Source organism: Psychrilyobacter piezotolerans, from assembly GCF_003391055.1.
In the GTDB taxonomy this organism is placed as follows: domain Bacteria; phylum Fusobacteriota; class Fusobacteriia; order Fusobacteriales; family Fusobacteriaceae; genus Psychrilyobacter; species Psychrilyobacter piezotolerans.
In genome coordinates, this window is sequence record NZ_QUAJ01000007.1 from 81,209 (window position 1) to 93,483 (window position 12,275).

General features: G+C 34.1%; 10 protein-coding genes and 1 tRNA gene. 2 read left to right on the forward strand and 9 right to left on the reverse strand.

Features of this window, described 5'->3' with window-relative positions; genetic code table 11:
- Nucleotides 1-101 precede the first annotated feature (101 nt).
- Nucleotides 102-317, forward strand: a complete 216-nt coding sequence (locus DYH56_RS05545; RefSeq protein WP_114641874.1) for a hypothetical protein — start codon at nt 102-104, stop codon at nt 315-317.
- Between the two features lie 900 nt (nt 318-1,217).
- On the opposite strand, the gene DYH56_RS05550 is transcribed toward DYH56_RS05545, so the two are convergent.
- The 7 genes from DYH56_RS05550 to DYH56_RS05580 form a co-directional block, all read right to left on the reverse strand.
- Entirely contained in the window at nt 1,218-2,186 is a 969-nt protein-coding gene (locus DYH56_RS05550) for an ABC transporter ATP-binding protein (protein WP_114641875.1), read from the reverse strand.
- Nucleotides 2,187-2,198: 12 nt separating this feature from the next.
- The gene (locus tag DYH56_RS05555; protein ID WP_114641876.1) at nt 2,199-3,182 is read right to left on the reverse strand and encodes an ABC transporter ATP-binding protein; all 984 of its coding nucleotides are present in this window, start codon (nt 3,180-3,182) and stop codon (nt 2,199-2,201) included.
- A gap of 178 nt (nt 3,183-3,360) precedes the next feature.
- Nucleotides 3,361-4,272 (reverse strand): ABC transporter permease, encoded by a 912-nt coding sequence (locus DYH56_RS05560; protein ID WP_114641877.1) that lies wholly within the window; start codon nt 4,270-4,272, stop codon nt 3,361-3,363.
- A 15-nt stretch (nt 4,273-4,287) separates the two neighbouring features.
- The gene (nikB, locus tag DYH56_RS05565) at nt 4,288-5,214 is read right to left on the reverse strand and encodes a nickel ABC transporter permease (protein ID WP_114641878.1); all 927 of its coding nucleotides are present in this window, start codon (nt 5,212-5,214) and stop codon (nt 4,288-4,290) included.
- A gap of 77 nt (nt 5,215-5,291) precedes the next feature.
- Complete coding sequence (locus DYH56_RS05570) at nt 5,292-6,815, reverse strand: glutathione ABC transporter substrate-binding protein (RefSeq protein ID WP_114641879.1); 1,524 nt, start codon at nt 6,813-6,815, stop codon at nt 5,292-5,294.
- A gap of 440 nt (nt 6,816-7,255) precedes the next feature.
- On the reverse strand, nt 7,256-9,313 hold the full coding sequence (gene fusA / locus DYH56_RS05575; RefSeq protein ID WP_114641880.1) for an elongation factor G: 2,058 nt from the start codon (nt 9,311-9,313) through the stop codon (nt 7,256-7,258).
- 63 nt (nt 9,314-9,376) lie between these two features.
- A complete protein-coding gene (locus tag DYH56_RS05580; RefSeq protein WP_114641881.1) occupies nt 9,377-10,696 on the reverse strand; it encodes an SH3 domain-containing protein in 1,320 nt (439 codons plus the stop codon).
- 82 nt (nt 10,697-10,778) lie between these two features.
- On the opposite strand from DYH56_RS05580, the gene DYH56_RS05585 reads away from it, so the two are divergent.
- Nucleotides 10,779-10,855: transfer RNA gene (locus DYH56_RS05585), tRNA-Arg, on the forward strand.
- Nucleotides 10,856-10,921: 66 nt separating this feature from the next.
- Here the strand turns inward: DYH56_RS05585 and DYH56_RS05590 are convergent.
- The gene (locus tag DYH56_RS05590; RefSeq protein ID WP_114641882.1) at nt 10,922-11,998 is read right to left on the reverse strand and encodes a site-specific integrase; all 1,077 of its coding nucleotides are present in this window, start codon (nt 11,996-11,998) and stop codon (nt 10,922-10,924) included.
- Nucleotides 11,999-12,001: 3 nt separating this feature from the next.
- Nucleotides 12,002-12,172, reverse strand: coding sequence for a transcriptional regulator (locus DYH56_RS05595; RefSeq protein WP_114641883.1), 171 nt, complete (start codon nt 12,170-12,172; stop codon nt 12,002-12,004).
- Between the last annotated feature and the right edge of the window lie 103 nt (nt 12,173-12,275).

The window sequence follows — 12,275 nt, forward strand, 5'->3', positions numbered from 1 at the left end:
TTCTAAAACATAAAGGAGGGCAACCCAAAAGGGTTGTCCTCTTTGCTCCAATGATAGCAATAAAAAATGATTTTTAAAAGTGTAATTTGGGAGATGGTTTTATGATTAATAGATTAAATGAAATCAAAAAATTAAGAAAAACAAAGAAATTGGTAGCTGAAGAAGAATTAAAGAGATTAGAAAAAAATGATGAATTTAAAAATAAAAGTGAAAAAATAGACCAAAGAATGGAAAATATTAAAAAGAAAATAAACCAATTAGAAAAAGATTTAGAAAATTTGACTATTCTCGAAAATAAATTCAAACAAAAATCGTAAGTAATTTTTTAAAAGACACCAGATAAAAAGGACACTTAATTTAGTGTCCTTTTAGCTTTAATTTCATTGAGTTCATTTTTAGACAATTTAAAAAAGTGACTACAACAAAAATGTTACACTACCTATTGAAGTGAACGCCTCAAATCCGCTCCTGTAGCGGTTTCATCCTTTAGTGCACCCTTATCATTACAACCTTGTTTAAAATGGATCTACAATTGAATAAAATGGTTGCTAATGACTGCCATTAGCAACTGGAGTATAATTTCTTTACTTCTACAACAACGATTGTGACCTACTCCACTAAGACAAGATGGTTATAGCTTAGGTTTCTCTCTTTTTCCATGTAGACCCTCTTTCCCTTGGCATCGTAAAAATCATATTTACTAAATCTAATTTTTATACTTGGGAATAGTAATTAAAAAAAGATTAAAATCTAAGGGTATCATCCTTAACGGACTCTATTTCTTTTGATGTGTCACATTTAAATTTTTTTATTAAATATAAATAAATTTAATATTCGTGAATCGAAATAGAGGAAAGAAAAACTCAAATTTTGAAAATAGCTTTTTAGTAGAGGTAGAATAACCACGAGCTCCCAAGCTATAGTCCTCACTACGTTGCGTACCCGAAAAGGGCATCACCAAGATTTCTAAAGATTATTACATAATTCAAGAACCTTGAGAGGACTTAATTTGTATATCGCTCTTAGTAGGATAATCATTGTAAAAGCAGCATCACCTTCAAAATTAAAAGCTGAAGAGAAAAGCGAGTAAAGCTTAGTTCTGAGCTTTTATTCCGAAGTTTATAGTCGTCTCACTTCTCAGATCGATTAAGACTAGATTTAGTAATCAAAAAAGAGGATTGACCCTTTTGGATCAATCCTCTTTTTTATTTTTAATTCTATTTATTTTGAACTAAGTTATCTACAAGATGACATGCAACAAAATGTCCATCTGAAATTTCATTTAATGCAGGATCTCCATGACTACATTCAGGCCTGACATACGCACATCTCTTTGCAAATCTACACCCTTCCTCTGGATTGATTGGAGAAGTTATCTCTCCACGTAATTCAATCCTGTCCATCTTATGCTTTAAGCTTGCTACTGGAATAGCAGAAAGTAAAGCTTTTGTATATGGATGTCTTGGATTTTTAAACAGTACAGCAGATGGAGCTTTTTCCACTAACTGACCCAAATACATTACTGCAATATCATCTGAAAAATGTTTAACTACAGACAGGTCATGGGTAATAAACATAAAAGTTAATCCCAATTTTTGTTGTAGATCCTGCATAAGGTTTAAAACTTGAGCTTGGATAGATACATCTAAGGCTGATACAGGTTCATCACATACAATAAATTTTGGATTTAATGACAGTGCACGGGCTATACCAATCCTTTGTCTTCTTCCACCATCTAATTCATGGGGATATGTATTTAATAATCTCTGACTTAATCCTACTAAATCCATCAATTCCTTTACTTTTTCACTTAATTCCTTCTTGTTGCTGACTAATTTATGGATAATTAACGGTTCTCCTATGATCTCACTTACAGTCATTCTAGGATTTAAAGAAGCAAATGGATCCTGGAAAATTATCTGCATATCTTCCCTTAATTTTCTCATTTGATTTTTATCAAATTCCCTTATATTCTGACCTTCGAAAAATATATCCCCATCTGTAGCTTCTAATAATCTGAGAATTACCCTTCCAGTTGTAGATTTACCACACCCAGACTCTCCTACTATTCCCAGAGTTTTCCCTTTTTCTATAGAAAAATTTACTCCATCTACTGCATGCAGCATCCCTTTAGGAGTTTTAAAATGTTTTTTTAAATTTCTTACTTCTAATATTTTATCTGCCATCTTTATTCCTCCCTATATCCATTTTTGTTTGATGTCTTCTTCAAACATCAAACACTTAATTCTGTGTCCGTCAATATTTGTATGTCTGGGTACTCTGTCTGAACAAATATTTTTTGCACTGTCACATCTAGGATGAAATGGACATCCAGAAGGTAGATTTGTTGGATCCGGCATAGTTCCTTTGATTGGACTGAGTCTAGTAGCATCACTGTCTAAATTTGGTATAGAACCAAATAACCCCTTTGTATATGGATGTTTTGTAGATTCAAATATATCCTCTATCTTTCCATATTCTATGATTTCTCCCCCATACATTATAGCTACCTTATCACAAACTTGGGCTACTACACCCAGATCATGTGTGATCATAAGCATAGCTGTTTTAAATTTCTCCTTCAGGTTATTCATAAGATCTAAAACTTGGGCTTGGATCGTAACATCTAAAGCTGTTGTAGGTTCATCCGCTATGAGTAATTTTGGATTACATGCAAGAGCTATGGCAATTACCACCCTTTGTTTCATCCCACCAGAAAATTGATGGGGATAATCATTATATCTTGCTCCTGGGATACCTACTAATTCTAACATCTCTTTAGCTCTATCAATTGCTGTTTCCATATTTATATCCTGATGAATTAAGATTACTTCTGAGATCTGCTCCCCGACACTTAACACTGGATTTAACGAAGTCATTGGATCTTGGAATATCATAGAGATCTTATTTCCTCTGATTCCTCTCATGTCATCTTCAGAAAGTGACAATAGATCCCTTCCTTCAAATTCAATAGTTCCGCCCATAATTTTTCCTGGAGGATTTGGGATCAATCTCATCATCCCTAAAGCTGTGGTAGTTTTCCCTGCTCCAGTTTCTCCTACCAGACCTAACGTTTCCCCCTCTTTTAAATCTAAATTGATGCCATTTACTGCTTTTACTACTCCGTCTTCAGTTGTATATTGAATAGTAAGATCTTTTATATTTAACAATTTATCACTCATAAGACTTGTCTCCTTTTTTTATAGTATAGGAAATTATACCCCTAAGGGGCATCACCAAAATACTGGTGATTCACTCCATAAATATAGACTTTCGCACTAAAATTTTGGAACGAATAAAAAATTATAACAACCTAAATTGTGCCTTTCTGGATGCAACGTCACGTTGCTTTTTATTTAATTATGATTTTAATCTTGGATCTAATGCATCTCTAAGTCCGTCTCCAACCAAGTTTAAAGCTAAGATAGTGATTACTATTGCTATACCTGGAATAGTCGTTACATGAGGTGCATATCTAAGGTATTGTCTACCACCAGAAAGCATTGCTCCCCACTCTGGTGCAGGCGGTTGAATACCTAAACCTATAAAACTAAGTCCGGCTGTCGAAAGTATTGCTCCTGCTACTCCCAATGTTCCTTGAACAATTACCGGGGCAAGTGAATTTGGTATGATGTGTTTAAATATAATTCTAAAATCATCGGCTCCAATTGCTTTGGCAGCTTCTACAAACTCCTGGTCTCTTATTGAGATTACAGATGCTCTTACAATTCTTGCGTATCCAGGAACTGAAGATATACTGATGGCAAGCATAAGGTTAAATAAGTTTGGTCCCAATGCTGAAACTATTGCGATAGCCAATAAGATACTAGGTACTGCAAGGAAAACATCCATTATTCTCATGACAACGTTATCCAACTTACCTCCATAATAACCGGCTATAGCTCCCAACGTTCCACCAATAACTATAGAAATTCCAACAGCTAAGATTCCAACCTGCAGTGATACACGGGCACCATGAACAAGTCTGGCAAACATGTCTCTACCATATTCATCTGTCCCAAAAATATGTGCTCCACTTGGACTTTGTAATCTATCCTTTAAGTTTTGCTTGATTGCTACACTGTCATATGGAGCTATCACATCTGCAAAAATAGCTAAAAGTATTATTACTCCTAAAATTGCCAGGCCTGCCATAGCCATATTATTTTTCTTCAGTCTTCTCCATACTTCAGCTAACTGACTTCTTTTTTTATTTACAGTTTCAACAGAAGAATTTTTCTTTATATTTTCACTGCTTAGTACTTCTGACATAATTAAATCCTCCTTTTATTTATATTGAGATTTTACCCTAGGATCTACAAATCCATATAATATATCTACAAATAGATTTACTACTGAAAATGTTGTTGCAAGGAATAAAACAGCCGCTAATACAATCGGTGTATCCTTACTTCTAATAGCTTCTACCATCATTCTTCCCACTCCCGGCCAAGAATAAACAGTTTCTGTAAGTACAGCCCCACCTAATAGGTATCCAAATTGTAATCCTACAACTGTGATTACTGGAATTAATGCATTTTTAAGAGCATGTTTGTTGATAACTTTTTTCTCAGCAACCCCCTTGGCTCTAGCCGTTCTGATATAATCCTGCCTGATTACTTCCAGCATAGATGATCTGGTCATACGGGTAATTATTGCTGCTGCTCCTGTCCCCAGTGTAATAGATGGAAGGATCAAACTTTTCCAGTCTCCAAACCCACCTGATGGCAGCCATCCCAATCCTACTGAGAAAAATAAAATTAACATAAGTCCTAACCAGAAGTTTGGCATTGCTACACCTAAAAGAGCCGCTATCATACTTGTACTATCCAAAATTGAATATTGTTTTGTAGCTGATATAATCCCTACCGGTATACCAATTAATATAGCTATTATTACACCAATTACTGCCAATATCAATGTATTTGGAAATCTTTGGAATATCTCTCCAAATACCTCTCTTCCACTTGTATACGATCTTCCAAAATCTCCCTGCACTGCATTTAGAACAAATCTTCCATACTGCATTAAGAATGGATCATTTAATCCCATCTCTTCTCTGAGCGCTAACACTTGTGCTTTAGGAGCACTCTCTCCTAAGATAAGTTGTGCCGGATCTCCAGGTGTAAATGACATTATTGAAAATACTAAAAATGATACACCTAATAAAACAGGTATCAGTAACAACAATCTTTTAAATATATACTTATGCATGTTTCCTCCCTGATTTTTATATTTATTTCTTAAAAAAATTACCCTCTAAAAATTAATCATTTAGAGGGCAATCAAGATTATTTTTGTTGATCAAAATACACTCCATAGATCTTATGATGCCCTGCAGGATTTAATTTAAACCCTTCTACATCTTTATTGATACCAGCATTCATCGTCTTGTAAAATAATGGATCTACTGGTAAGTCTTCCATTAATTGATCCTGAATTTTTGCATATATTTCAATTCTTTTTTGTGGATCTATAGATGATTTAGCCTCATCTAACCACTTGTCTACATCTTTGTTTGAATAGAAAGATCTGTTTCCAGCTCCACCAATGTTTGCAGTGTTGAATAAAGCGTTTAATCCATAGTCAGCATCTGCTGTGTTAGTTCCCCAACCTAAGATAAACATCTCATGATCTCCTCTTGCAGTTCCATCTAAATAAGCTCCCCATTCTACTGGTTCTACTGCCATTTCTATTCCTACTTGCTTTAATTGATCTTGTACAATAGTTGCAATTTGTAATCTTACCGGATTATCATTTGTCCAGATTGTAGTTTTGAAACCATTTGGATATCCTGCTTCAGCCAATAATTTTTTAGATAACTCTGGATCATATTCATATGATTTTGCATCTTTACTGTAACCAAATACTTTTGGCCCGATAGGTGAATTTGCTTTAGTCCCAGCACCGTCTAATACTACATCGATAAGAATATCTACGTCGATTGCATGCCCGATAGCTTGTCTAACTAATTTATTATTAAATGGTGCTTTCTTAAAGTTAAATCCGATATAATCCATAGATAGTGATTCTTGTTCAATTAATTCTAATTTTTCATTGTCTTTAACTTGATTTTTGTCAATAGGTTCGATATCATATGCGATATCTACTTCACCAGTTTCTAAACTGATAGTTCTATTTGTTCCTTCAGTTATATTTCTAAAGATTACATTTTTAACCTTAGGAGCTCCTAAGAAATAATCTTCATTTGCAGCTAATACGATCTTATCTCCAGAATCCCACTTTACAAATGAATATGGCCCTGTTCCTACTGGATGTTGTCCATAGTCGTCTCCAGCTTCAGTAACAGCTTTTTCATTTAAGATAGCTGATGCTGTATGTGCTAAATGGTGTAATAATGGCCCAAATGGTTCCTTTGTAATGATCTTAACTGTATGATCATCTACAACTTCAACTTTGTCCACAGCTTCTATAATATGGTGAGTTTGAGGAGAAGCTAACATCCCTTCAATTGTAAATTTAACGTCTGATGCTTTTAATTCTTCTCCATTATGGAATTTTACTCCCTTTCTTAAGTGGAAGATAGTTGTTGTAGAATCTGGCTGGTCCCATGATTCAGCAAGTGCAGGTACTATATTCATATCTCCATCAGTTGATACTAAACCATCGTAAATTTGTGATGATACTCTAGATGATGGTTGGTCATTTGAAGCATGTGGATCCAGTGATTTAGCATCGGCCCCTTGGGCAACGACTAAGGTATCTTTTATCTTAGTTTCTTTTTCCCCGCCACCACAAGCTGTTAATGTTAATAAGACAACCAATGATGAAATTAATAATAAAACTTTTTTCATTTTGTTCCTCCCTATTTTTTTCTTAATTTGTTAAGCATCTTCTAAGATAATGTTACCCCAATTTTCACAACTTGTCAACAAAAAATCAATAATTATTGTTTTATTTTCTTGTTTTTTGTATTATTACCGTATTTTTAAAACTAAATTCAAAAACTATACCAAAAAAACAGTACTATGATCCACTTTCAAATAGAGTTAAAAATTTTATTGCGTAAAGGAAATTTTAATGAAGTTGTCATTTTTTCAGACAAAAAAACTTTTATAATACAGTTTACCCTTTTAAAAAATAAAAACCAAAATTTATTTTAATTTTTTATTCTAATCCTTAAAAAAATCTGAGAAAACATAAACAGAAGTAATTGTTTATGAATATTTTTACAAAAAAAAATAGGAGGCTTCTCCTCCCATTTTCACCCTATTTATTGCTACCTAATACTGCCTTATTCTTTATTCTCTAAAATTATTTTTTCACTGATTTTTTCAGGCAGTTCCTCAAAGTTTTTAAACTCCAATGTAAATTCCCCCCTTGCCTGAGTAAGAGCTCTAAGGTCGGTAGTATACTTTAACATCTCCCTCTGAGGAGCATCTACACTTATCTTCTGCTGGTCTCCAAATGGTACTATCCCCAAAATTTTACCCCTTCTTTTATTTAAATCACCTATTACATCTCCCAAATAATCATCGGGAACCAAAACCTCTACCTTCATTATGGGCTCTAAAATTACAGGTTTAGCTTTAGGGACTCCCAGTCTATAGGCAAGCATTGCTGCCATTTTAAAAGAAAGTTCATTTGAGTCTACAGAATGGTAAGATCCGTCCAAAAGGGTAGCTTTAAAATTAATCAGTGGATATCCTGCTAAAATCCCATTCTGGCTTGCTTCAACTATGCCTTTTTCCACCGCTGGTATATACTGCTTTGGAACCGTTCCCCCCTTGACTTTATCCACAAATTCAAACTTTTCATTACTGGGCTCGAATCTTATGTGTACATCTCCATATTGACCCGATCCGCCAGTCTGTTTTTTATGCTTCCCCTGAACCTCTATGGTACCTTTTATAGTCTCCCTGTAACTTATCTTGGGCTCAGATATGACACTGTTGACTCCAAATTTATTTTGCAGCTTGTGGATTATAACCTTCAGATGCTTCTCTCCCTGACCTCCTATTAACAGCTGTTTAGTCTCATAGTTTCTCTGGACTTGAAAAGTCGGATCTTCATCAGTCAATTTTTGCAGAAGGATACTTATCTTTTCATCATCGCTTTTGTTGAGTGGCTCTACTGCCAGGTATAGGCAGGGTTCAGGAAAATCAATAGCCGGATAAAGTATCGGATCTTTTAGATCACAGAGAGTATCCCCTGTTTGAGTATGCTGCAGTTTAGTAGTCCCGCCAATATCTCCAGCCCTTATCTCATCACTATCTATTTGAGTTATCCCCCTGAGATAGAATAAATGAGATATTTTTTCTTTCTTATTCTTATTTGCATTAAAAATTTCTGTGTCTTTTTTTAAAACTCCGGAGTTTACCTTAAATAACGATATCCTTCCTACAAAGGGGTCTACAATTGTCTTGAATACAATGGCGGAAAAAGTCTCTTCAGCATCCACTTTTTTAATTTTAACTTCAGACGTCTTGGGATCTTCTCCTATTCTCTCGCCGTCCTGCATCTCATTTGGAGTTGGCATATAGTTTAAAAATGTATCAAATAAAGTATGGATCCCGATGGAGTTGACAGCTGATCCTACCAACACCGGTATTATATCTCCGTTTACAATTCCAGTGTGAAGACCGGTATGGATCTCTTCATGGGTAAATTCCTCCCCATTAAAGAATTTTTCCATTAATTCTTCGTTGGATTCAGCTACAGCTTCTAACAGCATATCCCTGATGGAAGAAATCTGCATCCCTTCAGGAATTTCTGAATCTACACAGGTTTTCCCATCGAACCTTCTGCCCTTTAGATCCACTACATTTATAAATCCTTCAAATCTCTCCTTCTCACCTATAGGAACACAAAATGGTGCTATTTTCTTTCCAAAAGTGTCCTTTAACTCCTCCAATATTTTAGTATATTGAATAAATCCCTTATCCATCTTGTTTATAAAGATAACCCTTGGAATTTTTTTCTCTTCCAATATTTTATTAGCTTTTTCGGTTCCCACTTCAATGCCAGAAGTAGCATCCACCACAAGAACCGCTCCACCGGCTACCCTAAGTGCAGCACTGACCTCTCCTTTAAAATCAAAGTGACCAGGCGTATCCAAGATATTGTATTTATTCCCACGGTATTCTATGGGGATAACAGAAGTATTTATGGAGAACCCCCTGTGGATCTCCTCCTTTTCAAAATCCGAAACAGTGTTCCCCTCCTCAATATTTCCCATCCTATTGGTGATCCCGGCTACATTTAAAAGAGCTTCTACAATACTGGTTTTACCACTACCACTATGCCCTAAAAATATAATATTTCTTATCTTATCAATATCATAATTTTTCATCTTACCCCCTCCAGATCTTAATAATTACCGATATTTACTGGCATTAATTTTAAAATTGAATCTTTAAAATACAATAACCGCTACATTTCCCTTGGGAAGCCTCCACCACTTCCCTTCATATTTTGGGTCATACCCTACAAAATCATGGTATAGAAAACTTTCGTGTTCCTCCGGGCTTCTGACACATTTATGAGACCTTTTATATGTTCCCAATGTAATTATTGCTCTTTCCTTTCTTTCTTTTACGGCTTTTTCATTTCCTAAAACCTTCACCGTATCATCACTTAACGGGATTCCATGAATATACCCGCCTCCACTAAATCTTATTCCATAATTGGCTCTAGAATATTTTTTCACTATCTCATAATGATCCTTATTATATTCTTTAACAATTCCTTTTTCTGTGATACTTTCAACAACTTCGCCATTTAGATCCTGTTTTTTTACTTTTTTTTCATAGGAAAAAATAACCTGCCTCACCGTATTCCCAACCAAAAAATAACCTTTTGGAGTTTCGTAGGAATCACGGTTGTTGTTTTTACCACTGGTAATCAATGAATAGGAAATCAGCTGCCATACATCATCTTTTTTCAAAAATATACCCTGATTCTGATTATCCAGATCAATTACTATAATTTTGTTTATCCCATCCTTTAGATCAATTTTTTGAGTTTTACCGCTTTCTATCTTATATGTCCTCATTGAATCTGGAATCGTTACAAGTGCTTCCCCCGGACCTCTTTCTTTTACCGAAACTATCCTTCCATCCGAAAGATATCTCAAAGAACTTTTACCAGCTGGATTTGTATAAATCCCTATAATACTCTGCTCTCCCCTATTTCCATACATATCTACAGGAGCACCCTCAGCTTCACTGGAACCGGGATTGTACTGGATGACCCTTTCAATACTCCGGTTATTTACCTTGGATTCCATAATAAAAAGGTCCAAATTCCTTGCTCTCTTTGCCATCTCCTCGAATCTAAATTCTCTTTTTACTATTACAGAGGAATGGAGATATCCTGTGTAGTTTTTATATCTGACCTTATACCACAACCTATTATTTTGAATCCTTTCTCCTCTTACCGTGCCCAAGACCTCTATTTTTTCGTGGATCTTTGTCCTACCCAGGATCTTTCCATTTGTCGATGGTTTGCCTCTTATATTAACTGTAGTATCGGTAAATAAATAATCTACCAGTGGCAGCTCACCGGTATATTCAATATTTTTCTCGTATAAGGGCACTGCTTTTAAATTTACAGGTACGCTGCTCACTGCCTCTCTATTTTCTATTATTTTTAATTTTACCGGAATCGCCGTCTCTCTGGCGGTACAACCATAGAGATATGCTGTTATAATTAATAATATGTATATCTTTTTCATATTTTCCCTCCAATCTTAAATTTCATTGATAATTCTGGTTGACATAAGGCTGTAATTAAGGTAAACTACTCTTACTTGGTTTGCATCTATAGCTCAATTGGATAGAGCATCTGACTTCGGATCAGAGGGTTATGGGTTCGATTCCTATTAGGTGCGCCATTTTTGATTTTAAGAACTGATTTTATTGACTTCATAAATTTGTGGAGACAATTTGGGGACAAAAGTTTAAATATCGTTTAATTTATTTAAAACTTCTAACACCTTATTTTCATCAGTATCTACTAAATGTGAATATGTATCTAAGGTCATCTTTATGCTTTCATGACCTAATCTTTTTGAAATTTTAACAATGTTTACTCCGCTTTGAAAAAGTATTGAAGCGTGACTATGCCTAAAATCATGTAGGCTGAATTGTTTTAGTTTCAATTTTTTTATTGTTAGATTTTTACGTCTATGTAAGTTCGTTCTACTAACTTGAAAAATTCTTTTTACTTCCTTATCATATAGAGTATCTATATACCACTTTAAATCATCCATCAAAAAATCTGGAACTTTTATAACTCTAATCGATGATTTAGTTTTTGGTGTTGTGATATATCCTTTTTTATCAATTTTAGAATAAGTTTTATTTATATTTATACTACCATCATCAAAGTTTAGATCTTTTGTATTTAGAGCTAATACTTCTCCTATTCGACAACCAGAATAATACAGTAAAGAAAATATAAGTGAAATTTCACTATTGTCAAATGTTTTAATCTCCCTTATAAACCTTTTATATATTTCAGGAGTAATTATATTAATATCTTTCTTATCTCTTAATAAAGGCGATTCTTGAACTCCTCCAGTTACTTTGACAGGGTTTTCTTTCACTCCATAAAATTTAACTGCATAATTAAATATTGCACTCAATTCTTTTTGTAAAGTTTTAAAGTAACTTTTTGTATATTCATTTTTTAATTCATGGTTTTGCCATTTTTTTATAGCTGTCGGTGTAATATCTTGAATTAATTTATCTTTGAAATATGGTACAAGCTTTCCGCTAAATACTCTTTTTTTCCTTGCAAATGTACTAGCTTTTACCCTTACTTGTATATCTTCTAAATAAATTTCTGCTAGTTGTCTAAAATCTAACATTGAGCTGGTTTCTTTTTCTTGAGAAAGAAATTTAATTTCCCACTCCTTTGCATCCTTTTTTGTTTTAAAGCCTCTTTTTTTCTTTTTTTTCTGTTCGTTATTATAGCTTTTATACCTTACTTCTACATACCAACTGTTCCTTAGCTTATCTTTATATACACTCATATCCTAATTAATCCTATAACGTCTATCAAAGTATTTTTTATGTAACCTACCACATATAGTTTTATACCCTTGTTCTTTTAGCTCTCCATTTAATTCTCTTATTATTTTATATGCTGTATTTTCTGATATATCTAAAATTTTCATTAAATCTCCTTTTCTATAGAAATCCTTCATCTATACCTCCTCCTCCAGTTTTAAATTATTTTTGTGTCCCCAATCTTTTTCCTTATCCTTAACAGCCTGTTTCATATCTTTTAAGAAGATCTCTAAAACTCCT

Excerpts from the sequence above, each read along its gene's own strand:
- DYH56_RS05545 (WP_114641874.1), top strand. The coding sequence starts at position 102 with ATGATTAATAGATTAAATGAAATCAAAAAATTAAGAAAAACAAAGAAA.
- DYH56_RS05550 (WP_114641875.1), bottom strand. The coding sequence starts at position 2,186 with ATGGCAGATAAAATATTAGAAGTAAGAAATTTAAAAAAACATTTTAAA.
- DYH56_RS05555 (WP_114641876.1), bottom strand. The coding sequence starts at position 3,182 with ATGAGTGATAAATTGTTAAATATAAAAGATCTTACTATTCAATATACA.
- DYH56_RS05560 (WP_114641877.1), bottom strand. The coding sequence starts at position 4,272 with ATGTCAGAAGTACTAAGCAGTGAAAATATAAAGAAAAATTCTTCTGTT.
- nikB (WP_114641878.1), bottom strand. The coding sequence starts at position 5,214 with ATGCATAAGTATATATTTAAAAGATTGTTGTTACTGATACCTGTTTTA.
- DYH56_RS05570 (WP_114641879.1), bottom strand. The coding sequence starts at position 6,815 with ATGAAAAAAGTTTTATTATTAATTTCATCATTGGTTGTCTTATTAACA.
- fusA (WP_114641880.1), bottom strand. The coding sequence starts at position 9,313 with ATGAAAAATTATGATATTGATAAGATAAGAAATATTATATTTTTAGGG.
- DYH56_RS05580 (WP_114641881.1), bottom strand. The coding sequence starts at position 10,696 with ATGAAAAAGATATACATATTATTAATTATAACAGCATATCTCTATGGT.
- DYH56_RS05590 (WP_114641882.1), bottom strand. The coding sequence starts at position 11,998 with ATGAGTGTATATAAAGATAAGCTAAGGAACAGTTGGTATGTAGAAGTA.
- DYH56_RS05595 (WP_114641883.1), bottom strand. The coding sequence starts at position 12,172 with ATGAAGGATTTCTATAGAAAAGGAGATTTAATGAAAATTTTAGATATA.